The organism is Streptomyces sp. UC4497, from assembly GCF_054871485.1.
In genome coordinates this window covers 113,443-136,866 of the sequence record NZ_JBTYHB010000013.1, presented here as the reverse complement: position 1 = coordinate 136,866, position 23,424 = coordinate 113,443, and the positions used below count along the sequence as shown (strand labels likewise).

Genomic DNA, 23,424 nt, shown 5'->3' with positions numbered 1-23,424 from the left:
GGTTGCCCATGGAGTTCGAAGAATCCGGCCTGTCCAGTGGAATCAGCCGCAGACGCATGGCGCGCCTGGGTCTCGGCGTCGGCCTCGGCGCCGCGGCAGGGGCGCTCGCCGGTTGCGGGACGAGCGGCGGCGAGAAGGGGAGCCCGCCCCCGGCAGGCCCCGCGCGCCATCCCGAGCGCCCCGCCAAGAAGAAGGCGCTGCCGCGGCTGATCGGCGACGGCTCGACCTCGTACACGGGCCGGCAGCCGAAGCAGCCCGCCGCGCCCACCGTCCTGGAACCCGGCCAGACGCCGCCGCAGTTCGTCGTCTTCTCCTGGGACGGCGCGGGCGAGGTCGGCAACGGTCTGTTCCCCCGCTTCCTCGAACTGGCCCGCCAGCACGACGCCCGCATGACCTTCTTCCTGTCCGGGCTCTATCTGCTGCCCGAGGCGCAGAAACGCCGCTACCAGCCGCCGGGCAACCCCGTCGGGGCCTCCGACATCGGCTACCTCAGCGACCCGCACGTGAAGGAGACCCTGCGCTCCGTCCACCAGGCGTGGCTCGACGGGCACGAGATCGGCACCCACTTCAATGGGCACTTCTGCGGCGGAGCGGGCTCCGTCGCCAACTGGAGCCCCCAGCAGTGGCGCAGCGAGATCGAACAGGCCCGCACCTTCGTCAAGTCCTGGCGCACCCACACCGGTTGGCACGACGAGCCGGCCCTGCCCTTCGACTACGACAAGGAACTCATCGGCGGCCGTACGCCGTGCCTGCTCGGCCAGGAGAACCTGCTGCCCGTGGCCCGCGAACTCGGCTGGCGTTACGACGCCTCCTCGCCCGGCGGGCTGCAGCGCTGGCCGGAGAAGCGCCACGGCATCTGGGACCTGCCGCTGCAGGGAATCCCGTTCCCGGGCCACAGCTTCGAGGTCCTCTCGATGGACTACAACATCCTCGCCAACCAGTCGAAGAACTCCACCCGTGCCCCGGCGCACAACTATCCGGGCTGGCGCACCCAGGCCACGCAGGCGTATCTCACCGGCTTCCAGCGCGCGTACGAGACCAACCGGGCGCCGTTCTTCATCGGCAACCACTTCGAGGAGTGGAACGGCTGCATCTACATGGACGCCGTCGAGGAGGCGCTCAAGCGGATCGCCGACAAGGCGGGGCGCGGTGACGTCCGGCTCGTGTCCTTCCGGCAGTTCGTCGACTGGCTCGACGCGCAGGACCCGGCCGTCCTCGCGCAACTGCGCGACCTCCAGGTGGGGGAGCGCCCGGCGGGCGGCTGGAACCGGTATCTGCGACCGTCGAAGAGCCCGGCGACGCCCGACACGACAAGCAGGACCGGTACGACGAGTAAAACGGGCGCTCCCGGACAGACAGCTCACTAGACCAGCTCACCAGACGAGACCGGACGGATCAGACCGGACAGACGAGGAGGCGGTGCGATGACCCGGCCCATCACCGCGGGTGTGGACGGATCCCCCGAGAGCACGGCGGCGGCAGCCTGGGCGGCGCGTGAGGCGGTGCGGCGCGGACTTCCGCTGCGCCTGGTGCACGTGGGCGAGCCCGCCCCCGACAGCCTGGTGCTCGCCGCGGACGAGTCCGCGCTCACGCAGTGGGCGGGCGATCTGCTCGCGGACGTCGAGCAGGAGATCGCCGAACGCCACCCCGGGCTCGCGGTCACCACCGACGTGCTCGACGGCGACGGGGCCGCCGAGTCCCTGCTGGCGGCCGCGCGGGACGGCGAGGCCCTGGTGCTCGGCTCGCGAGGGCACGGCGTGATCGTCGGCTTCATCGTCGGCTCGGTCGGCCAGCAGGTGATCGCCAAGGCCGAGCGGCCCGTCGTCCTCGTCCGCGCGGACGACGTGGCGCCGGCCGAGGCGAGCGGGCGCGACGTGATCGTCGGCCAGGAGGGCGAACCGGAGGACAGCGCTGCCGCGATGGAGTTCGCCTTCACGACCGCGCAGGCCCGAGGTGTGGCCGTGCGGGCGGTCCGCGCGTGGAGCCTGCCGCCGGTGTTCTCCTACAGCCCCAGCTCGTTCGCCCTGCTCGACGAGGCGGGCGGCATGGAACCGTACGAGAAGAAGGCCCTCGGCGCAGCGCTCGACCCCTGGCGCGAGCGCTTCCCGGATGTGCCGGTCAAGGAGCACGTCGAGATCGGCAGCGCGGGCCAGGTGCTGCTCTCGGTCGCGCCCGAGGCCCAGCTGCTCGTCGTCGGCCGCCGTGCGCGCCGCACCGCGATCGGCTCCCGCATCGGCTCGGTCGCCCACGCGGTGCTGCACCACGCGCCGTGCCCGGTGGCGGTGATCCCGCACACCGGCTGACCGCGGCACGAATATCCGGATGCATGATCGACGAGCGGCTTTGTAAGGTCCACGATGTGGAACCACTCAGCGACAAACAGATCCGCTCGTCCTTCGTGAACTGCACCAAGGGTGAGGCGAGCCGTATGCGGCTGCCCCTCGACTTCGCCGAGCTGCCCTGGCACGACCTGGACTTCCTCGGCTGGGTGGACCCGGGCGCGCCGCTGCGCGCGCACCTCGTGCGCCCCACGGACGACGGGCCGGTCGGCATCAGCCTGCGCGTGCCGCAGAGCGGGCGCACCAGCGCCATGAAGTCGAGCCTGTGCCAGATCTGCCTGACCGGACACGCCTCGTCGGGCGTGTCCCTGTTCGCCGCGCCGCTCGCCGGGGCCCGCGGCCGCGACGGAAACACGGTCGGCCTGTACGTCTGCGCCGACCTGGCCTGCTCCCTGTACCTGCGCGGCAAGAAGCAGCCGAAGCTGCGCGCGGGCCGCTACGAGGAGTCGCTCACGCTGGACGAGCGCGTGGACCGGGCCCTCGGCAACCTCGACGCGTTCATCGCGCGGATCACCGGCTGACGACTCCCGGGCGCGTTCAGGCCTTGAGCGCGACCACGGCCTCGTCCGTGTACGGCAGGAACGTCAGGGTCTGGTGGAAGTACAGCTCGATGCTGTGCGCGTCGTGCGTGCTGTAGCCGATCGCCAGATCCTGGCCGAGCCGCAGCTCGAAGTCGCCGCCGCGCTTGGACAGGACGAACGCCCCGTTCAGCGCCGGCGCCCAGATCAGCTCGCCGTCCAGGATCCGGCCGAGGTGGTTGGCGATCGGATAGCCGTGGTCGGAGGTCTCGCTGACCGCCGTGTACGCGTCGGCCCCGAGCAGCAGCGCGTACGGACCCGCCACGCCTGCGAGGCGCAGCGCGGTGAGCGCCCGGCTGATCGTGTCCGGGTAGTCGCGGGCCTCGGCCGGCAGGCTCAGGACCGGGTTCGAGGTGCGCTCGCGCAGCCCCTCGATGCCGGCCGCCGTGTACCCGTCGAAGATCGCCTGGTCCTCCGCGTAGGCCATGGCGCGCGCCGCGTCCTTCACGGGCTGCCAGTCGGAGTCCTTGGAGCCGCGCTCCACGTCGTCCACGGCCTGCCGGCTCACCGTGAACGGCACCCGCAGCTCGACCAGCGGCTGCACGCCGCGCAGGCGCGCCGTCACGCCCGGAGCGGGCGGCGCGATCTCGGAGAGGTGCCCGGTGCCGACGGCCGAGAGGTCGGCGCCGTCTGGGCCTGTGACGTCCACGACGCGGCGGCCCGCGACATGGCGCTGGAAGGTGCGCGTCGCCTCCTCCTCGATCTCGGCCCAGGCGGCGGGCGTGATCGGGGCGAGCTCGCGGTGCAGATTGTTGCTCGGGGTGGGGTTCGGGGCGCTACTCATGGTCTTCAGGCTCCTTTGAGGCTGCCGATGCCGAGGGAGCCGAGCGCGGGGTCCGCGGTGGCGGCGCCGGTCGGCGGCTCGGGCAGGTCGTCGAGGAAGTCGGCACTCGGCACGTGGAACAGGCATCCGGTGACCGCGGTCGAGAAGTCGAGGATCCGGTCGTGGGTGCCGGGTGGGTCGCCGAGGAACATGTTGCGCAGCATCCGCTCGGTGACGTCCGGGGTGCGCGCGTAGCCGATGAAGTACGTGCCGAACTCGCCCTGGCCGACGTTGCCGAACGGCATGTTCTCGCGCAGGATCTGCCGTTCCGTGCCGTCCTCGTCGACGATGGTGTTCAGCGCGACGTGCGAGTCGGCGGGCTTCACGTCGTCGTCCAGTTCGATGTTCGCGGTCTTCGTGCGGCCGATGACCTTCTCCTGCTCCGAAGCGGGCAGTGCTTCCCAGGCGGCCATGTCGTGCACGTACTTCTGGACGATGACGTAGGAGCCGGCGCTGAAGTCCGGGTCCTCGTCGCCCACGAAGACGGATTCGGCGGCGGCCCGCCCGGTCGGGTTCTCGCTGCCGTCCACGAAGCCGAGCAGATCGCGGTCGTCGAAGTACTTGAAGCCGTGCACCTCGTCGACGACGGTGACGGCGGAGCCGAGCCGGCCGATGATCACGCGGGCCAGCTCGAAGCAGAGATCCATGCGCCGCGAGCGCAGATGGAAGAGGAGGTCGCCGGGGGTCGCGGGGGCCAGGTGCCGGGGGCCCGCGAGTGCCTGGAACGGGTGCAGTTCGCGCGGCCTGGGGCCGCTGAACAGGCGGTCCCAGGCGGTCGAGCCGATGCCGACGATGCAGCCGAGGGCGGCGTCGCGGTCGCGGAAGCCGACGGAGCGGCTCAGCCCCGACAGCTCCTCGAGCGTGTCGCGGACGGCGGGCTCGCCGCCCGGCGCGATCGTGACGACCAGGAAGACGGCGGCCTTCGCGGGCGGGGTGAGGAGGACGGGCTGGGGGTCGGCCACTAGTGCTCCGATGGCGAGGGAGGGCGTCAGTTGGCTGTTGTCACCATATGGGCTGCGGCGGCTCGTGGCACTCGCGCCCGAAAAGAACCTTATAAAGGCCAGATGAACTGATGTGTCCGACCTCACCTCCGGCCCCCGCCGGACCGGCGTCGGGCACCGGCCGCATGCTGTTAAACTTTGAACCAGGCCCCGACCGTTCTCCCCCGTACGGTCGGGGTCCTTTTTTGTGCCGTGACACATGTCCCACTGGGACATGTGTCCCATTGGGACGTGAGCGAGTTACGGTGGGGAGTGCGGGGGTCGGCGAGAGCGACGAAGGAGTCGAGCCATGAAGGCACTTCAGTACCGGACCATCGGGGCACCGCCCGAGGTCGTCACCGTCCCCGATCCGGAGCCCGGTCCCGGGCAGGTCCTCCTGAAGGTCACCGCCGCCGGTGTGTGCCACTCCGACATCGCCGTGATGAGCTGGCCCGCCGAGGGCTTCCCCTACGAGCTGCCGCTGACCCTCGGGCACGAGGGCGTCGGCACCGTCGCCGCGCTCGGTGCCGGTGTGACCGGGATCGAGGAGGGCGACTCCGTCGCCGTCTACGGGCCGTGGGGCTGCGGCACCTGCGCCAACTGCGCGCAGGGCAAGGAGAACTACTGCCTGCGCGCCGACGAGCTCGGCATCCGCCCGCCCGGACTCGGCGCCCCCGGCTCGATGGCCGAGTACATGATCGTGGACGACCCGCGCCACCTCGCGCCGATCAACGGCCTCGACCCCGTTGCGACCGTGCCGCTCACCGACGCGGGCCTCACGCCGTACCACGCGATCAAGCGCTCCCTGCCCAAGCTGGTGCCCGGCTCCACCGCCGTCGTGATCGGCACCGGCGGCCTCGGTCACGTGGCCATCCAGCTGCTGCGCGCCATGACCGCCGCCCGCGTCGTCGCCCTCGACGTGACCGAGGAAAAGCTCGCGCTGGCCAAGACCGTCGGCGCGCACGAGGCGATCCTGTCCAACGGGGAGGCCGCGGGAAAGGTCAGGGAGCTGACCGGCGGGCGCGGCGCCGAGGCCGTGTTCGACTTCGTCGGCGTCCAGCCCACCGTCGACACCGCGGGCGCCATCGCCGCCATCGAGGGCGACGTCACGATCGTCGGCATCGGCGGCGGCACCCTGCCCGTCGGTTTCGGCCAGACCAACTTCGAGGTCAGCGTCACCGCCCCGTACTGGGGCAGCCGCGGTGAGCTCATCGAGGTCCTCGACCTGGCGCGGGCCGGATCCCTCTCCGTGCACACCGAGACGTTCTCGCTCGACGACGCCCCCAAGGCGTACGAGCTGCTGCACGACGGCAAGATCAACGGGCGTGCGGTGATCCTCCCGAACGGCTGACACGGAGTGGGGGTGTACGGGCTGACGGACGGTCAATAGGCTGACGCGTCCCGCCCGTTGCACCCCCGCAGGGAGCCCCATGTCCACCGCGCAGGTCCCCGACATCCTCTCGCCCGAGTTCGCCGCGAACCCGTATCCCGCCTACCGCGCGATGCGCGAGTCCGCCCCGCTCATCTGGCATGAGGCGACGCAGAGTTGGATCGTGTCGCGGTACGCCGATGTGGAGCGCGTCTTCAAGGACAAAGAGGCGACGTTCACCACCGACAATTACGACTGGCAGCTCGAACCCGTGCACGGCAGGACGATCCTGCAGATGAGCGGGCGGGAGCACGCGGTGCGCCGCGCGCTCGTCGCGCCCGCCTTCCGGGGCAGCGAACTGCAGGACAAGTTCCTGCCCGTCATCGAGCGCAACTCCCGTGAACTCATAGACCAGTTCAGGAACACCGGCTCCGCCGACCTCGTCGCCGACTACGCCACCCGCCTGCCGGTCAACGTCATCGCCGACATGCTCGGCCTCGACAAGGCCGACCACGCCCGCTTCCACGGCTGGTACACCGCCGTCATCAACTTCCTCGGCAACCTGGCGGGCGACCCGGACGTCGCCGCGGCGGGGGAGCGGACCCGCGTCGAGTTCGCCGAGTACATGATCCCGGTCATCCAGGAGCGCCGCGAGAACCCCGGCGACGACCTGCTCTCGGCGCTGTGCGCCGCCGAGGTCGACGGGGTGCGGATGAGCGACGAGGACATCAAGGCGTTCTGCAGCCTGCTGCTCGCCGCGGGCGGCGAGACCACCGACAAGGCGATCGCCAGCATCTTCGCCAACCTGCTCGCGAACCCCGAGCAGCTGGCGGCCGTGCGCGCGGACCGGTCCCTGATCGCGCGGGCCTTCGCCGAGACGCTGCGCGTCACCCCGCCCGTCCATATGATCATGCGTCAGTCCGCCGTCGACGTGGAGCTCACCGGCGGCACCGTCCCGGCCGGGGCCACCGTCACCTGCCTCATCGGCGCCGCCAACCGCGACGAGAACCGGTACAAGGACCCGGACCGCTTCGACCTGTTCCGCGAGGACCTGACCACCACGACCGCGTTCTCGGCCGCCGCCGACCACCTCGCCTTCGCGCTCGGCCGGCACTTCTGCGTCGGCGCGCTGCTCGCGAAGGCGGAGGTGGAGACCGGGGTGAACCAGCTCCTCGACGCCATGCCGGACCTGCGGCTCGCCGACGGCTTCGACCCGGTCGAGCGGGGCGTCTTCACCCGCGGGCCCCAGGCGCTGCCGGTGCGGTTCACGCCCGTGAGCGCCTGACCCGCACGGACCGTCAGGTGTACGATTGCCGCATGCATCGTTCTTCGTGCCTGAACTGGTGGCGCCTCACTTAGAGGCGGCCGCGCAGACAAGCACGTACAAGGGCCGTCCCAGGACGGCCCTTTCTTCATGCCCTCCCACCCGGAGGTCACGCCGTCCCGAGGGCGCCCGTGACCCAGGGGAGAGACCACCATGAGCAGCAGCACCGGCACCCTCGGCACCTCCGCCGCGCAGGAACGCGGCGCCGAGCTGGAACAGCTGATCCGCAAGGATCCCGGACAGTTCCGCATCCTCACCGGGGACCGGCCCACCGGCCGCCTGCACCTCGGGCACTACTTCGGCACCCTGCACAACCGCGTCCGGCTTCAGGACCTCGGCGTAGAGACCTTCGTTCTCATCGCCGACTATCAGGTCCTCACCGACCGCGACATCGCCGAGAACCTCACCGAACACGTCGAGGAGCTGGTCCTCGACCACCTGGCCATCGGCATCGACCCCGAGCGCTCCACGATCTTCACGCACAGCGCCCTGCCGGCCCTGAACCAGCTGCTGCTGCCGTTCCTCAGCCTCGTCTCGGTCGCCGAGCTGAGCCGCAACCCCACCGTCAAGGACGAGATCGCCCACTCCCGGCAGTCCGCGGTGAGCGGCCTGATGTTCACCTATCCCGTGCACCAGGCCGCCGACATCCTCTTCTGCAAGGCGAACCTCGTCCCCGTGGGCCAGGACCAGCTGCCGCACCTGGAGGTCACCCGCACCGTCGCCCGCCGCTTCAACGACCGCTACGGCAACGGCACCCCGGTCTTCCCGCAGCCCGACGCCCTGCTGTCCACGGCGTCGCTGCTGCTCGGCACCGACGGCACCAAGATGAGCAAGTCCCGCGGCAATGCCATCGCCCTGTCCGCGACACCCGACGAGACCGCGCGGCTGATCCGCGGCGCCAAGACCGACGCCGAACGCCACATCACCTACGACCCGGGGGCCCGCCCCGAGGTCTCCTCGCTCGTCCTGCTCGCGGCCCTGTGCGAAGGCGTCGACCCGCACGTGGTGGCGGAAGAGATCGGGGGCGGGGGCGGCGCCGCGCTCAAGAGGCGCGTGACCGAGTCCGTGAACGAGTACCTCGCGCCGATCCGGGCCAGGCGCGCGTGCTACGCGCAGGACCGCGGCCTGGTCAGGGGCGTGCTACGGGCCGGGAACGAGCGGGCGGGCGCGGTCGCCGACGCGACGCTCAGGGAGGTGCGGGCGGCCATGAAAGCCGACTACTGACGAGGGCCTGAAAAGCTGCCGGGACGATTCTTCGAGCGGCGTGCATGCCCAGCCCGATCCCGGGCAGCAGGAGAACAGACGCTCAAGCAGCCCACCCCCCCGGGCGCTCGAGCCCGTGGCCCTGTCGCCCCCTCTCCCCCCTGGGAGGCGGCAGGGCCACCTTTATCGGCATCCGCCCCCCCCCGGCGGGCGAACTAGCCCTGGTGGTGCTGCTGTTGCTGCTGGGGAGCCCCGGCCCCTGGCCCGGCGGCCTGCGCGAGCATCCCGTCCACGTGATCCTTGGGCACCTGGTGCGCGGCGCCGCAGAACGTGCACTGCGCCTGGTACTTCGTCGAGATCGGGAACAGCGGGATGAAGAACAGCGTGAACTTCGTGACGAACTTCCGCAGTGTGTGCGCCGCGGGATTGCCGCAGCTGCCGCAGACGAAGGTGAGGATCGCGAGCTGGTACGCGTAGCCCCGCGTGCCGAAGATGATCATTGGGTCCCTCCCGTTGTGTGTCCGCCGCAGAGCGTTCGGCGTCCGGTCGCCATCGTATGTGGCGCTCCCCTGAGCCTCACAAGCCGTAGCGGCGCGTGGAGTGCTCCTCCTGGGCGAGCCGGCGCAGCGCGAGCAGCAGGGGGTCGTACAGGACCGCCGCCGCGACCGCCAGCTCGACCTTCTCGGAGTCGTCCTCGTAGGTGTCGAGTTGGTCCAGGTCCAGCTGGGCCACGTCCTCCATGAGGTGCGCGTACCGCGCGAGGGTCTCGGGCCCCCGGGAGAAGCCGAGGCGGGTCAGTGTGACGATCGTGGTGACCAGGGCGCGGTAGGTGGGGGAGAGGACGCCGATCTCGCGCGCGTTGTGCCAGCCCATGTCGCCGAGGAACCGGTCGACAGCCTCGGTCACCTCCACCGTCAGCGGGTCGTCCGCGGGCGCCTCGGGCGGCTGCGGCATCGCCCACAGGGCGGCGCCGAGGCGGAAGGTCGTGCCCAGGGACTCGTCGTCGACGTGCCCGAGCACCTCCCGCACGGTGGCCACCGGGATCCGCCCGATCTGGATCATCGCCCTGATCAGGCCGAGCCGCCGCAGATGCGCCTCGCCGTACGCGGCCTGGGTGGCGCTGATCCGCTCGCCCTGCGGCAACAGCCCCTCGCGCAGGTAGTACTTGATCGTGCCGACCGGCACCCCGCTGCGCTCGCTCAGCTCTGCCAGTCGCATCCCTTGTGCCCCTTCTTGGAAAGTGTCACTATCCAAACACGGGTCAGGGGATCGGGGGACCCCTGACCCCCTCTCAATATCCGACGGGAACGGGGGAGTTGTGCTCACGAAACTGGAGAGGGGAAGGGTGACGGCGGCCGCCGACGGCGACGTCGTGCTCTTCGTCGTCGGTATGCGGATCAACCGGTTCTGGGCGGTCCACCGCTGGCTCCCGGTGATGTACGCGATGCCCATGATGCTGCGGGAACTGGGCAAGGATCGCACGGCCGGCCTGCTCCACCATGTGCTGGGCACCTCAGATCCGCGCAACTTCTACGTGATCCAGTACTGGGAGTCGAAGGAGAAGCTGCTCGCCTACGCTGCCGCCTCCGGCAAGCGGCACCAGCCCTGGTGGGCCCGCATCAACCGCTATGCCCGCAAGAGCAAGGGGCACGTCGGCATCTGGCACGAGACCTATCTCGTGCCCGCCGGCGCGTACGAGACGATCTACGGCGACATGCCCGCGCACGGCCTCGGCAAGGCCTACGGCGTGCGGCCGCTCGGTGAGGGCGTGCAGGCGCGGGACCGGCTTGCGGCCTGAACGTATCCGCCCCGCAAGCAGATCGTCACGCAGCGTACGAATGGCGTACGAAAATGGCCATCCCGACGGGCCGAATCGGCAATCCGGGGCTGGTGATGAAAGGATTGGGCCCATGGCAATCAAGACCTACTTCGACATCGAGATCAACGGCGAGCCCGCTGGTCGGATCACGTTCAACCTCTTCGAGGACGTCGTCCCGAAGACCGCGGAGAACTTCCGTGCCCTGTGCACGGGCGAGAAGGGCTTCGGCTACGCCGGCTCGTCCTTCCACCGCGTCATCCCGCAGTTCATGCTGCAGGGCGGCGACTTCACCGCCGGTAACGGCACCGGTGGCAAGTCCATCTACGGCGAGAAGTTCGCCGACGAGAACTTCCAGCTCAAGCACACCAAGCCGGGCCAGCTCTCCATGGCCAACGCGGGCCCGAACACCAACGGCTCGCAGTTCTTCATCACCACCATCGTCACCGACTGGCTGGACGGCAAGCACGTCGTCTTCGGCGAGGTCGAGGACGGCATGGAGCTCGTGAAGAAGATCGAGTCCCTCGGCTCGCGCAGCGGCGGCACCTCCGCCAAGATCACGATCGCCGAGTCCGGCCAGCTCTGATCCAGGCCGATCATCCGGTGAGCGGAGCCGGGACCCCGGCGCGGGGTCCCGGCTCCGCTCATTTCGGTGCGAGCCCAACTCCTGGGCGGGCGTCGCGGGTTAGGGTCTCGGTCGGTGGATCACCGATCCGCCGCACCGTTCCCTCGACCCAGGGAGGCCCTTGTGCGCCTGCGCGCCATACCCACGCTGCTGCTGTCCGCCGCCCTCACGGCGGGCGCCCTCGCCGCCACCGCGGCACCGGCGACCGCCGCGTCCGCCTCGTTTGAGGACCAGTTGCGGGCCCTGCCCGGAGTGAGCGTCACCGGCGTCACCGACAAGGAGGGCTTCCCGCTCTACTCCTTGTCGATCACGCAGCCGGTCGACCACGCGAGACCCGGCCTCGGTACCTTCCAGCAGCGCTTCACGCTCTGGCACAAGTCGACGGCCAAGCCCGTCGTCGTCTACACCGGCGGCTACGAACTGTCCTCCTCGACCCGCGAGCCCACCACCCTCCTCGATGCCAACCAACTCAGCGTCGAGCACCGCTTCTTCGGCCCGTCCGTACCGGCCGGCGGCACCCCCTGGGGCAAGATGACCGTCCAGCAGGAGGCCGCCGACGAACACGGCATCGTGCGGGCCGTGCGGCCGCTGTACGAGAAGACGTCGAAGTGGCTGGCGACCGGCGGCTCCAAGGGCGGCATGACGGCCACGTACCACTACCGCTTCCACCCCAAGGACTACGACGGCGTCGTCGCCTACGTCGCCCCGAACGACGCCAACAACGACGACGACAGCGGCTACGAGGACTTCTTCAAGAGGGTCGGCACCCAGCAGTGCCGCGACGCGCTCGCCGCCGTGCAGCGCGAGATGCTGGCGCGCCGCGACACCCTGCTGCCCAAGTTCGAGAAGACCGCGAAGGACGAGGGCTACACCTTCACCAACACCCTCGGAACGACCGACAGGGCCTACGAGTTCGCGGTCCTCGACCAGGTGTGGAACTTCTGGCAGTCCGGCTCCGTCGACAACTGCCCGACCGTGCCCGACGCCAAGAAGGTCTCCGACGACGACCTCTACAAGTGGTCCCTCGACCACGGTCTGTCCATCTACGAGGACTCCACGCTCGGCGCCAACAGCTCGGGCCCCTACTACCGGCAGGCCGCCGCCCAACTCGGCTGGGCCGACCTGAAGTTCAAGAACCTCAAGGGTGTCCGCCACTACCCGGACATCTACCAGCCGAACTCCGTGCTGCCCGCGGACATGCGCACCACGTATGACGGCACCGTCATCAAGGGCGTCGACAAATGGGTGCGTACGAAGTCCGAGCGGATGCTGTTCGTCTACGGGCAGAACGACCCGTGGAGCGCCGAGCAGTTCACGCCCAGCAAGAACGACTCGTACAAGTACATCGTGCCGAAGTCCAACCATGGCGCCCGGATCTCCGCGCTGCCCGCGAACGAGAAGGACGCGGCCACAGCCACCATCAAGCGCTGGGCCGGCGTGCGGTAGCCGTCAGCCGAAGCGCTCGATGCGGATCCGGTCCACCGGCTGACCGAGGCCGACCAGTAGCTGTGAGGCGTGCTCGGCAAAGGAGTTGGAGCCGCACACGTACGCCTCCCACTGTGGCGCACCCTCGGTGAAGTACGGCGCCAGATGATCCGCGGCCAGACGTCGGTGCTCGCCCTCACGGGTGAGTACCGGCGTCGTCTCCGCCCCGTACTCCTGCGCGTAGATCAGGTCCGCACGCGTGCGTGCCGACACGATCAGCTTCAGCGGGACGGTCAGCCGGCGCTGCCTGTGGTGGCGGATCATCGACATCAGGGGCACGACACCCGAACCCGCGCCGAGCAGCAGTGCGGGCCGGTCGCCCGGCCACGCGAAGAAGCCGCTGAGCGGGCCGCGCATCTCCACCTCGTCGCCGACGCGCGCCTCGGTGTGCAGAAAGCCGGACACCTCGCCGTCCTCGACGTGGTCGAGGGTCAGCTCGATGTGCCCCGAGTCGTCGGGCGCGGACGCGAGCGAGTAGTGGCGCTGCGCCTGATAACCGTCCTCGGCGGTCAGTCGCAGCATCAGGTGCTGGCCCGGCAGATGCCCCTGCCAGCCGGGCACCGCGAAGCGGAACGTCGACGCGTTCGCCGTCTCCCGGCGGATCTCCGTGAGCACGGCACGCTGCCACAGGGCGGCGCCCTGACCGGCGGCGATGCGGCCCGGCACGGCGAACCGGGTCGGCGGCGTGAAGGTGGTGGTCTCCGGCACGGTCTCAGTCACCTGCGTATCGCTGTTCTTCCCAGGGGTTGCCCCGCGCGTGGTACCCGTTCTGCTCCCAGAAACCGGGCTCGTCGTGATCGAGGAGCCTGATGCCCGCGACCCACTTCACGCTCTTCCAGAAGTAGAGGTGCGGCACCAACAGGCGGGCGGGACCGCCGTGTTCGGTCGGCAGCGGCTCGTCCTCGTAGGTGAAGGCGAGCCACGCCTTGCCGCCCGTCACGTCGGCGAGCGGCAGATTCGCGGAGTATCCGGTGTGCGAGTACGCCATGATGTGCGTCGCCCCGGGGGAGGGGCGCACCGCGTCGAGGAACGTGTCGAGCGAGACACCACCGAAGCGCACCCCGAACTTCGACCAGGTCGTCACGCAGTGGATGTCACCGCTGTACGTCGCCGGGGGCAGCGCCCGCGCCTCGTCCCACGTCCAGGTGCGCTCCTCGGCGACCAGGCCGTCGATCGTGAACGTCCAGTCCTCGCGGTCGAGTTGAGGTGTCACCTCGGCCGAGAGCACCGGCCAGTCGTCGCCCGCGTCGTACTGGCCCGGCGGCAGGCCGGGGTTGTGGACGCGGGGGCGACCGACGAAGCCTCGGGTCGCGTGGCCGGTCATGCGAGGGCCTCCAGATCGGCGAGGACCGCGCCCTCGTCGAGAGTCGTGAGCGTACGGTCGCGCATAAGGACCCTGCCATCGACGACGGTGTCCCGCACGTCGGAGGCCTGCGCGGCGTAGGCGAGCATCGCGTACGGGTCGTGGCGCGGTGTGAGGTGCGGCCGGTTCAGGTCGAGGACGGCCAGGTCGGCGCGCTTGCCGACCTCCAGCGAGCCGAGTGTGTCGGCGAGGCCCAGGGCGCGGGCGCCCTCGATGGTCGCCATGCGCACGGCCTGCTCGGCGCCGACCGCCGTCGGATCGCCGTCCGCCTTGTGCACCAGCGCCGCCTGCCGCACCGCGCCCAGCATGTCGAGGGTGTTCGAGCTGACGGCGCCGTCCGTGCCGAGGCCGACGGTGACACCGGCGCTCAGCAGCCGGGGGACCGGCGCGATGCCGCAGCCCAGTTTCAGGTTCGACACCGGGCAGTGGGCGACCGAGGCGCCCGCGCGGGCGATCGCCGCGATCTCGCCGCCGGTCAGGTCGACGGCGTGCGCGAGCACCACGTCGGGGCCCAACAGGCCGAGGGATTCGAGGAGTTCCACCGGCCGCTTGCCGTGCGCCACCTCGACGCCCGCGACCTCGGCGGCGTTCTCCGCCGCGTGCAGGTGGATGAGCGCACCGAACTCGCGGGCCAGCGCGAAGCACTCGGTGAGCTGCTCGGGGGAGAGGGTGTACGTCGAGTGCGCGAACAGGACGGGGCGGGTGCCGGCGGGGCGTGCCGCGAGGTCCCGGCGCGCCCACTCCATGCGCTCCTTGTACGGCCGGCCGTCCGGCGGCTCGGGAACGTCCATGAACAGCGGCCCCGAGTGCAGCCGCCAGCCCGCCGTGCGCGCGGCCTCCTCGGCGGCCTCGTGGAACCAGTACATGTCGAGCGCGGAGGTGACACCTGCGCGCACGCTCTCTGCGACGGCCACGCGGACGGCGGAGGCGACGGTGCCGGGGTCGAGCAGGCGCGCCTCTGCGGGGACGACCCGGCCCAGGAACTCCTGGAGCGTCACGTCGTCGGCGGCGCCGCGCAGCAGCGTCATTGCGAGGTGCGTGTGCGTGTTGATCAGGCCGGGGAGCACCAGGCCGCCGGACGCGTCGATGGTGTCGGTGGCCGTGTGGCGGGCGCGCAGCTCGTCCGCGGGTCCCACCGCCACGATCTCGCCGTCGCGCACGGCGACCGCGCCGTCGGCGAGCACGGTCGACGCGTCGTCGACGGTGAGGACGGTGCCGCCGTGCACCAGCAGATCGACGGACTCGGTCACAGTTGCTCCTCCGTAAGTATGCGCAGCGCCTCCAGGGCCACGACGCTGCCGCGCGCGACGCCCTCCGCGACGACCTCGCGGTGCGGGTCGTAGCCGCCGGTGCTCTCCTCGTCCACCAGGTCGTCCGCGTTCACCCCGTCGACGACGAGCACGGCGCCCGCGACGAGCCCGCGCAGCGACGCCGTGACGAACAGCGCGGACACCTCCATCTCGATCGCCGCGAGGCCCGCGCCGTCGTACTGGTTCAGCGGGATCAACCCTGGTTGGAACGCCGCCCGCGTCCACACGATTCCCCGGTGGTGCGGCGCGCCCGCCTCGCGCGCCGCGCGCGTGAGGGCGAGCACGGCCTCCGGAGCGGACACCGCCGGATACTCGGCGGGCACCAGCTGGCCGGTCACACCGTCGTCGCGCACCGCGGCCTCCGCGACGACCAGGTCGCCGTCGCCGATCCCCGGACGCATCGCACCCGCCGTACCGAACCGCACGAACGTCTTCACGCCCGCGTCGGCCAGCTCCTGGAACAACAGGATCGCGCCGGGCCCGCCGATGCCGTGCGAGGCGACGACCATCGGCACTCCGCGCCACGTCCCGCTGAACGTGCGGTACTCGCGGTTGTACGACACCTCCACGGCGTCGTCGAGCAGCGCGGCGACGGCCGCGGCGCGCTCCGGGTCGCCCACGACGACGGCGCGCGGCGGCAGCCCCGTACGCGGTACTCGGCTCAGCGGGAGCAAGGAGTGGGGATCGGGTGCGGCGGCACTCACGAGGTGGCTCCAGTCATGCGTCGGCGCGACATCGGGTTCGGAGGGGTCCGGGGATCGTATCCCCAGGTCGGAACGGGTTTGAAGGCAGGGCCCGGCTATGTGCGCTGTCCCACGGAGACGCCGAGCGGCCGGGCCAGACCGGAGATCCCCTCGTCGAGCCGCTGAAGGTGACGCAGCACACGGAACGTCACCGTGTTCGCGGCCGGCACCCCCAGGCCGTCCGTCTCCAGCATCGCCGCGATGCTCGCGCCGGACTCGACGGCGCCGGTGGTGTCCTCATCGTTCACCTGCGCCACCAGCACATCGATGTTGTGCGCGATACGCCGCGCCGCCCTGCCGAGCCGCGGATCGGCGGCCACATGCTTGCTGTACGGGACGAGCTCGGCGGTCGCCGCCAGGGAACGCGCGTGGTACGCGGACGTCTCCAGGAGCGCCACCAGATAGCGCACAGTCTGCCGCCGCTCGCGCTGCGGGGCGATCGCGTGGGTCAGCGGCTTGGTGGACGCGCGCAGGTCGTCCAGGGCGGTGTCGAGGTCCCGCGCCCGGTCGAGCAGGTCCGCGGCCGGGCCGCCGCTGAGCTGCTCCACCGCGCCCGCCACGACATCGCCGAGCCGCTCCAGGACGGTGGCGAGCAGTTCGTCGGTGCGGCTGTCGGTGCGCACCGGGAGGACCAGCATCGCCGCGATGATGCCGCACGCCGCACCGAGCGCGGTCTCCTCGATGCGCAGCACCAGCACGTCGAGGCTGTAGGTGTTCAGGAGCGTGTACAGCAGGCCCAGCATCGCCGTCACGAAGAACGACATCAGCGCGTACGACAGTGGAGCGGTGAAGAACGCGGCGAACACGCACAGCAGCACCAGGACGAACGCCAGCCACGTGTGATTGCCGACCGCTCCCGCGAGCAGCACCCCGGCGAGCACACCGAGCACCGTGCCGAGGACACGGCGGTAGCCCTTGATGACGATCTCGCCCGTGGACGCGGTGTTGAGGAAGACGACCCAGCAGGTCAGGACGGCCCAGTACCAGCGCTGGCTGGAGAGGAACTCGCCGCCGACGATCGCGAGGGCGGAGCCGACGGCGACCTGGAAGGCGGCGCGGGTGGTGGGCCGGTCGAGGCCCGAGCGGTCGTCCTCGTCCGCGCCCTCGTCGGACTCCTTCTCCGTGTCGGCCAGGGCGACGGTGCCGGTGATGGACATGTCCTCCGCCTCCAGCTCCTCACGCGAACGCGTCGTGGCGGGGGAGTCGTCCGACTCGTCCTGCGGGCCGTCGAGCGCGATCCGCAGGCCCATCACCGCGCGGGCCGCCTCACCGATACCGCGGAACACGTCCTGCACGGCGAGCGTGGCGCCCGGAGGCATCCGTTCCTCGTCTCGGTAGCCGAGCAGACGGTTGCGGATCTGGGCGACGGCCGTGCCCCGGTTGGCATCGGCGGGGCGGGACACCATCAGGTGCAGGGCGCCCAGATCGCGGCGGAGGGTGGCCGTCGCCTCGTCCTCGTCGTCGCGGAACAGCAGCTTGCCCGCGGCCGGCGCGGGCGCGTGGGGGAGGTGCAGGGTGAGGGTGTCGGCACGTTCGGCGCTGCGCGCGTTCAGCAGCAGCATGCCGAGGCGCTCCGCGGAGATCTCCGCGTCGGCGATACGGCGCTGGATCAGCGAGGCGGTCGCCGCGTCCCCGGCGCCGTCCTCGAGCCGGCCCTGGATCATCAGCGCCGTCTCGTGCAGCCGCGAGGTGTGGTGCCGCAGATCGTTCAGTACGTCGTCCAGATCCTCCGGCGCGGCGTCGAGCAACCTCGTCTGCGCGGTCACCAACTGCGCGAGCCGCGCCCGGAAGGCGCCCCGCAGCCGATCGAGCACGCGCTGCGGCGTCTCCGGCACCAGCGCGAACCGGGCCACCGCGCTACAGGCGAACGCCACGGCCAACGTGCCCGCGAGAACCGGCAGTTGATCGGGAGTCGCGTTCACGAACAGCGACACGAAGTAGACCTGGAAACCCATCAGGCCGAGGGCCGTGCCCCGGTCGCCGAACCGGCGGAAGTAGACCGCGCCGAAGATCAGCGCGATGAAGAAGAGATCACCCGCGATCACCTTGCTGTGCAGCAGCGCGCCGAGGGCCACGGCGGCGAGCGCCACCGGGAATCCCCACGCGAGCGTGATCGCCTGCCCCCGCAGGTTCTTCTCACGGATCGCGAACGTGCTCACCATCGCGGCCATCGCGCCCGCGACCATGTGTGTCACGTCCGTGCCGAGGAGCGCGAGCGCGGCGAGCGTCAGCCCGATGGCCGCGACGATCCGCAGCCCGGCCATCAGGCGCAGCAGCCCCGGATCGGATGCCATGAAGCGGTCCCAGGTGTCCCTCGGCCGTCGCGCCACCAGTACTCACTCCAAGATCGGTCCGTCGGCGTCGCCCCCGAGCATACGAGGAGGTGGGCACGCTCTTGACACGAGTATCGACAGGTGGACGGCGCCCGACCTGGTCACATGGTGACTTCTGGGGGATTGCCCCCCGACGAGATCTCAGGGATCGCCCTGAGGGGAACCGGGGGCCTGCCGGATGGTGTGCCGGGGGCGGGCCCGTGAATCTTGAGCCATGGACGAACTCGGCACGATTGCGATGGGCGGACCGGCCCGGCGGGGTGTACTCGCGGCCGGCGCGGCGCTGTTGACCCTGGGCGCGGCGCCGGCGGTGGCCGCCGCGCCGCAGCGGGTGCGGCTCCGGTTACCTGCTCCGAGCGGCCCGCACCCGGTGGGCAGAGTGGCGCTGCGCCTGGTGGACCGCTCCCGCCCCGACCCGTGGACGGCGGCTCCCGCACGGGAGTTGATGGTGGACGTGCGCTACCCGGCGCGCACGGTGGCCGGGCACGCGCGGGCGCCGCAGCTGACGGCTCGGGAGGCGGCGGGCTTCGACCGGCTCAACAACTTCGGGGGACTGCCGACGGGCCGCGTCGACTGGGCGGCGACGCGGACCTTCGCCCACACCGCGGCGCCGCTCGACCGCAGCGCGGCGCACCCCGTGGTGCTGTACTCGCCGGGTGTCGTGGACCCGCGCTCTTTGGGCGCGACGCTCACGGACGACCTGGCCTCCCGCGGCTATGTGGTGATCGCCATCGACCATCCCTACGACGTGTCGGCCGTGGAGTTCCCCGATGGGCGTGTGGCCGTCTCCCGGCTGCCGGAGGAGTTCGAGAAGGCGCAGCAGTCCGGCCCGGCGGCGGTGACCGCGCTGTTGAAGAAGACGGCGGCCGTACGCGTCGCCGACGCCCGCTTCGTCCTCGATGTGGTGCGGCGGGCCTTCGACACACAGCGGCTGCGCAGAGCGCCGATCGGCATGTTCGGGCAGTCCGCGGGCGGCTTCGCGGCGCTGCAGACCCTGCACGACGACGAGCGGCTCGCCGCGGCCGCGAACCTCGACGGCGTGCTCGCGTACGTCCAGGACGACCACGACGAGGGCGGCCTGTCCACCGTCGCGGCCGAGGGCGTGGACCGGCCCGTGCTCCTGATGGGCAGCGAGGGCAACGACCGGACGACCGTCCCCTCCTGGCGGGAGCTGTGGCGGCACAGCGGCGGTTGGCGACGCGACCTCACCCTGCGCGGCTCCCGGCATGCCACGTACACGGACGCGACGACCCTGCTGCCACAGATAGCGGCCCGCCTCGACCTGCCACGCGAGACGCTGACCGCATGGGTGGGCACGGTGCCCGCCCACCGGGCGGTCGCGGCTCAACGGGCGTATCTCGCGGCCTTCTTCGACCGCTGGCTGCGCGGCGGGGACGGCGCGCTCCTGGACGCGCCGTCGCCGAGGTACCCGGAGATCGACTTCATATGAAGCGGACTCGGATGCATAGGAAGCGGACTCCGGTGAAGCGGACTCCGCGGCCCGGGGATCAGTGCATCCCGAGCGCGCCCATCGTGGCGTCGGCCATCGCGGACTCGCCCAGCGCGTTGGGGTGCACGGGGACGAAGTTGGTGCCGAAGAGGGCCGGCTCGACCCAGCGGGTGCCGATCGGCTGACAGGCGTCGTGGCCCTCGGAGGACTGGGAGAAGTCCACATAGGTCGAGCCGGTCTCGCCGGCCGCGCGCTGCACCGCGCTGTTGAGGTGGGACTGGATGTCGCGCACGTACGGCACGTCGCCGGACGCGATCGGCATCTTCACGAAGCAGCCCTTCTGCGCGGTCGGCGGCATGATCCACGGGTAGCCGAGGACGGCGACCTTCGCGTTCGGCGCCTTGTTCTTGACCGCCTGGAGCGCGGACTTCACCGCCGGGTACGTCTTGGCATCGATGTCGTCGCCGAACTTGTCGCCGTACAGGGACTTGCACGGGTGGCCCTGGCCCGCGGAGGCGAGCCCGGCGGTGGCGCAGGACAGGATCGTGTTGATGAAGGTGCTGTTGTCGTTGCCGCCGATGGTGAGGGTCACCAGGTCGGTGTCCTCGCTCAGCGCGTCGAGCTGCGGCGGCACGCCCGGGTACTGGGATCCGGCGAAGTCCTTCGTCTGCGCGGCGCCGCACGTCACGTCCTTGAGCGCGGAGCCGGTGCGCTTCGCGATGACGTGCGGGTAGTTGGCCGTGGAGCGGGCGCACAGCGGGCTGGCCTGGGGGTCGAGCGGAAGCACGCCGGAAGCGGCGCTGTAGCTGTCGCCCAGGGCGACGTAGGAGAGGGGCTCGGGGGCCGCGTGGGCGGGCGCGGCGAGGGTGACGAGGGTGGCGCCGGTCGTGGCCGCGAGGGCCGTGAGTCTGCCGCTGAACGCGCGGATCGCCATCTGATGCTCCTTCGAAGCACTCGAAACCTGCGGAACCGGGCCGAGGAATGGTCAAGTTCCGTTTGAGGCAAGGGGGTTCAGCGCGCCGGTAGTTGAAGCTACCGACGAGTTTGAATTTGAGTCAATAGGTGTGCACAGGGTCGTGACCAGGGGAGAGTCGTGCAACACGGGGTTGTCAGTGGTGCTCGATAGCCTCACAGACGGATGGCGGAGCCGTCGGCAGGCCACCCCGGCGTGTTCACCGATTGCGGTGGCGGGGGCCGTGCGGACGGCGACAATCGAACACACCGAGTTGAGACAGGCGACGCCGAGCACTCCCGATGGCGGCCCCGGACGATGGAGACATGATGAGCAAGGTCGCGAGGACGGGCACCCCGTCGTCAACGTCGCACCCCGCGGACAGCCACGACCTGATCCGCGTGCACGGCGCGCGGGAGAACAATCTCAAGGACGTCAGCATCGAGCTGCCCAAGCGGCGCCTGACGGTGTTCACCGGGGTCTCGGGGTCGGGCAAGAGCTCGCTGGTGTTCGACACGATCGCCGCCGAGTCGCAGCGGATGATCAATGAGACGTACAGCGCGTTCGTCCAGGGCTTCATGCCGACGCTCGCGCGGCCCGAGGTCGACGTGCTGGACGGCCTGACCACCGCGATCACCGTCGACCAGCAGCGGATGGGATCCGACCCGCGCTCCACGGTCGGCACCGCCACCGACGCCAGCGCGATGCTGCGCATCCTGTACAGCCGGCTGGCGAAGCCACAGATCGGTGGGCCCGGCGCCTACTCCTTCAACGTCGCGTCGGTCTCGGCGCAGGGCGGGATCACGGTCGACCGGGGCTCGGACAAGACCAGGACGGAGAAGGTGTCCTTCAGCCGCACCGGCGGCATGTGCACCCACTGCGAGGGCCGGGGCACGGTCTCGGACATCGACCTGGCCCAGCTCTTCGACGACTCCAAGTCGCTCAACGAGGAGCCGTTCAGCATCCCCACGTACACCGGGGACGGCTGGGTGGTGCGGGTCATCAGGGAGTCGGGCTTCTTCGACCCGGACAAGCCGATCCGCAAGTACACCAAGAAGGAGCGGCACGACTTCCTCCACCGCGAGCCCACCAAGGTCAAGATCAACGGTGTCAACCTCACCTACGAGGGCCTGATCCCGAAGATCCAGAAGACCTTCCTGTCCAAGGACCGGGAGTCGATGCAGCCGCACATCCGGGCCTTCGTGGACCGGGCGGTCACCTTCCAGACCTGTCCCGACTGCGGGGGCTCGCGGCTCAGCGAGCTGGCCCGCTCCTCGAAGATCAAGCGCAAGAGCATCGCCGACCTGTGCGCGATGGAGATCAGGGACCTGGCGGAGTGGGTGCGCGCCCTCAAGGAGCCGTCCGTCGCCCCGCTGCTCGCCAAGCTGCGGCACACCCTGGAGTCGTTCGAGGAGATCGGCCTCGGCTATCTCTCCCTCGACCGGGCGGCGGGCACGCTGTCCGGCGGTGAGGCGCAGCGCGTCAAGATGATCCGCCACCTCGGCTCCTCGCTCACCGATGTCACCTACGTCTTCGACGAGCCCACCATCGGCCTGCACCCGCACGACATCCAGCGGATGAACAATCTGCTGCTCCGGCTGCGGGACAAGGGCAACACCGTGCTGGTCGTGGAGCACAAGCCGGAGGCCATCGCCATCGCCGACCACGTCGTGGACCTCGGCCCCGGCGCCGGTACGGGCGGCGGCAGCGTCTGCTTCGAGGGCACCGTCGAGGAGCTGCGCGCCAGTGACACCATCACCGGCCGGCACCTCGACGACCGGGCCGCGGTCAAGGACATCGTGCGCGAGCCCACCGGCAAGCTCGCGATCCGCGGGGCGAACGCGCACAACCTGAGGGACGTCGACGTCGACATCCCGCTCGGCGTGCTCACGGTGGTGACCGGCGTCGCGGGGTCGGGCAAGAGCTCGCTCGTGCACGGCTCCATCCCCGCCGACGACGGGGTGGTGGCGGTCGACCAGACCCCGATCCGCGGCTCACGGCGCAGCAACCCGGCCACCTACACCGGGCTCCTCGAGCCCATCCGCAAGGCGTTCGCGAAGGCCAACGGCGTGAAGCCCGCGCTGTTCAGCGCCAACTCGGAGGGCGCCTGCCCGACGTGCAACGGCGCGGGAGTCGTCTACACCGACCTCGGGATCATGGCGACCGCGGCCGCGACCTGCGAGGAGTGCGACGGCAAGCGGTTCGAGGCCTCGGTGCTCGACTACCACTTCGGCGGCAAGGACATCAGTGAGGTGCTCGCGATGCCGGTGGCCGAGGCGGTGGAGTTCTTCGGAGCGGGGGAGGCGCGCACTCCGGCCGCGCACAAGATCCTCGAGCGGCTCGAGGAGGTCGGGCTCGGCTACCTCACCCTCGGGCAGCCGTTGACGACGCTCTCCGGCGGCGAGCGGCAGCGGCTCAAGCTCGCCGTGCACATGGCCGACAAGGGGGGTGTCTACGTCCTGGACGAGCCGACCACGGGTCTGCACCTGGCGGACGTCGAGCAGCTGCTCGGGCTGCTCGACCGGCTCGTGGACTCCGGCAAGTCGGTCATCGTCATCGAGCACCACCAGGCCGTGATGGCGCACGCCGACTGGATCATCGACCTGGGCCCGGGGGCGGGACACGAAGGCGGCAAGGTCGTCTTCGAGGGAACCCCCGCCGACCTCGTCGCCGACCGCTCCACGCTCACCGGCGAGCACCTGGCGCAGTACGTGGGGGCCTGACCGGGCGC

Annotated in this window: 21 protein-coding genes; 11 read left to right on the top strand and 10 right to left on the bottom strand. The window is 70.7% G+C overall.

The annotated features are described in order from the left end of the window. The first annotated feature begins 8 nt into the window (after positions 1-8). Genes ACYSUO_RS20310 through ACYSUO_RS20300 form a run of 3 tightly spaced genes read left to right on the top strand, consistent with a single transcriptional unit; the run spans position 9 to position 2,860 of the window. A complete protein-coding gene (locus ACYSUO_RS20310) occupies positions 9-1,367 on the top strand; it encodes a polysaccharide deacetylase family protein (protein WP_461777584.1) in 1,359 nt (452 codons plus the stop codon). 57 nt (positions 1,368-1,424) lie between these two features. Continuing rightward, entirely contained in the window at positions 1,425-2,303 is an 879-nt protein-coding gene (locus ACYSUO_RS20305; protein ID WP_461777583.1) for a universal stress protein, read from the top strand. Between the two features lie 56 nt (positions 2,304-2,359). Beyond that, positions 2,360-2,860: an FBP domain-containing protein gene (locus ACYSUO_RS20300; protein WP_461777582.1), complete on the top strand. Its 501-nt coding sequence runs from the start codon at positions 2,360-2,362 to the stop codon at positions 2,858-2,860. A gap of 16 nt (positions 2,861-2,876) precedes the next feature. Here the strand turns inward: ACYSUO_RS20300 and ACYSUO_RS20295 are convergent, their stop codons facing one another. Both ACYSUO_RS20295 and ACYSUO_RS20290 read right to left on the bottom strand, forming a co-directional pair. Further along, entirely contained in the window at positions 2,877-3,701 is an 825-nt protein-coding gene (locus ACYSUO_RS20295; RefSeq protein WP_461777581.1) for a family 1 encapsulin nanocompartment shell protein, read from the bottom strand. A 5-nt stretch (positions 3,702-3,706) separates the two neighbouring features. Next, complete coding sequence (locus ACYSUO_RS20290) at positions 3,707-4,702, bottom strand: Dyp-type peroxidase (RefSeq protein ID WP_461777580.1); 996 nt, start codon at positions 4,700-4,702, stop codon at positions 3,707-3,709. A gap of 328 nt (positions 4,703-5,030) precedes the next feature. Here ACYSUO_RS20290 and ACYSUO_RS20285 point away from each other — a divergent pair, with 328 nt between their 5' ends. The 3 genes from ACYSUO_RS20285 to trpS all read left to right on the top strand — a co-directional run bounded on the left by ACYSUO_RS20285 (position 5,031) and on the right by trpS (position 8,637). After that, a complete protein-coding gene (locus tag ACYSUO_RS20285; protein ID WP_461777579.1) occupies positions 5,031-6,071 on the top strand; it encodes an NAD(P)-dependent alcohol dehydrogenase in 1,041 nt (346 codons plus the stop codon). A gap of 79 nt (positions 6,072-6,150) precedes the next feature. Continuing rightward, a complete protein-coding gene (locus ACYSUO_RS20280) occupies positions 6,151-7,374 on the top strand; it encodes a cytochrome P450 (protein WP_461777578.1) in 1,224 nt (407 codons plus the stop codon). Positions 7,375-7,566: 192 nt separating this feature from the next. Further along, positions 7,567-8,637 carry a tryptophan--tRNA ligase gene (gene trpS, locus ACYSUO_RS20275; RefSeq protein ID WP_461777576.1) on the top strand — a complete coding sequence of 357 codons (1,071 nt, stop codon included), beginning with the start codon at positions 7,567-7,569 and terminating at the stop codon, positions 8,635-8,637. A gap of 194 nt (positions 8,638-8,831) precedes the next feature. Here the strand turns inward: trpS and ACYSUO_RS20270 are convergent, their stop codons facing one another. Further along, positions 8,832-9,116: a zinc-ribbon domain-containing protein gene (locus ACYSUO_RS20270; RefSeq protein ID WP_266718334.1), complete on the bottom strand. Its 285-nt coding sequence runs from the start codon at positions 9,114-9,116 to the stop codon at positions 8,832-8,834. A 76-nt stretch (positions 9,117-9,192) separates the two neighbouring features. Continuing rightward, entirely contained in the window at positions 9,193-9,834 is a 642-nt protein-coding gene (locus tag ACYSUO_RS20265; RefSeq protein ID WP_461777575.1) for a MerR family transcriptional regulator, read from the bottom strand. Between the two features lie 100 nt (positions 9,835-9,934). Between ACYSUO_RS20265 and ACYSUO_RS20260 the strand changes: the two genes are divergently transcribed. The 3 genes from ACYSUO_RS20260 to ACYSUO_RS20250 all read left to right on the top strand — a co-directional run bounded on the left by ACYSUO_RS20260 (position 9,935) and on the right by ACYSUO_RS20250 (position 12,503). Beyond that, a complete protein-coding gene (locus ACYSUO_RS20260) occupies positions 9,935-10,414 on the top strand; it encodes a DUF4188 domain-containing protein (protein ID WP_461777574.1) in 480 nt (159 codons plus the stop codon). A 112-nt stretch (positions 10,415-10,526) separates the two neighbouring features. Further along, positions 10,527-11,018, top strand: coding sequence for a peptidylprolyl isomerase (locus tag ACYSUO_RS20255; RefSeq protein WP_267072566.1), 492 nt, complete (start codon positions 10,527-10,529; stop codon positions 11,016-11,018). Between the two features lie 162 nt (positions 11,019-11,180). Then, positions 11,181-12,503: a S28 family serine protease gene (locus ACYSUO_RS20250; protein WP_461777573.1), complete on the top strand. Its 1,323-nt coding sequence runs from the start codon at positions 11,181-11,183 to the stop codon at positions 12,501-12,503. Positions 12,504-12,506: 3 nt separating this feature from the next. On the opposite strand, the gene ACYSUO_RS20245 is transcribed toward ACYSUO_RS20250, so the two are convergent. The 5 genes from ACYSUO_RS20245 to ACYSUO_RS20225 form a co-directional block, all read right to left on the bottom strand. Further along, positions 12,507-13,262 carry a ferredoxin reductase gene (locus ACYSUO_RS20245; protein ID WP_461777572.1) on the bottom strand — a complete coding sequence of 252 codons (756 nt, stop codon included), beginning with the start codon at positions 13,260-13,262 and terminating at the stop codon, positions 12,507-12,509. Then, the gene (locus ACYSUO_RS20240; protein WP_461777571.1) at positions 13,255-13,866 is read right to left on the bottom strand and encodes a sulfite oxidase-like oxidoreductase; all 612 of its coding nucleotides are present in this window, start codon (positions 13,864-13,866) and stop codon (positions 13,255-13,257) included. Before ACYSUO_RS20240 ends, ACYSUO_RS20245 begins: the two co-directional genes overlap by 8 nt. Next, positions 13,863-15,155 (bottom strand): amidohydrolase, encoded by a 1,293-nt coding sequence (locus ACYSUO_RS20235; RefSeq protein ID WP_461777570.1) that lies wholly within the window; start codon positions 15,153-15,155, stop codon positions 13,863-13,865. Before ACYSUO_RS20235 ends, ACYSUO_RS20240 begins: the two co-directional genes overlap by 4 nt. Next, positions 15,152-15,919, bottom strand: coding sequence for a nucleoside phosphorylase (locus ACYSUO_RS20230; RefSeq protein WP_461777569.1), 768 nt, complete (start codon positions 15,917-15,919; stop codon positions 15,152-15,154). The genes ACYSUO_RS20235 and ACYSUO_RS20230 overlap by 4 nt, the downstream gene beginning before the upstream one ends. 95 nt (positions 15,920-16,014) lie before the next feature. Beyond that, entirely contained in the window at positions 16,015-18,252 is a 2,238-nt protein-coding gene (locus tag ACYSUO_RS20225) for an FUSC family protein (RefSeq protein WP_461777568.1), read from the bottom strand. A gap of 253 nt (positions 18,253-18,505) precedes the next feature. On the opposite strand from ACYSUO_RS20225, the gene ACYSUO_RS20220 reads away from it, so the two are divergent. Next, a complete protein-coding gene (locus ACYSUO_RS20220) occupies positions 18,506-19,741 on the top strand; it encodes an alpha/beta hydrolase (RefSeq protein ID WP_461777567.1) in 1,236 nt (411 codons plus the stop codon). Positions 19,742-19,799: 58 nt separating this feature from the next. On the opposite strand, the gene ACYSUO_RS20215 is transcribed toward ACYSUO_RS20220, so the two are convergent. Then, positions 19,800-20,675, bottom strand: a complete 876-nt coding sequence (locus tag ACYSUO_RS20215; RefSeq protein ID WP_461777566.1) for an SGNH/GDSL hydrolase family protein — start codon at positions 20,673-20,675, stop codon at positions 19,800-19,802. Positions 20,676-21,022: 347 nt separating this feature from the next. Between ACYSUO_RS20215 and ACYSUO_RS20210 the strand changes: the two genes are divergently transcribed. After that, positions 21,023-23,416, top strand: coding sequence for an ATP-binding cassette domain-containing protein (locus ACYSUO_RS20210; protein WP_461777565.1), 2,394 nt, complete (start codon positions 21,023-21,025; stop codon positions 23,414-23,416). Positions 23,417-23,424: the final 8 nt, after the last annotated feature.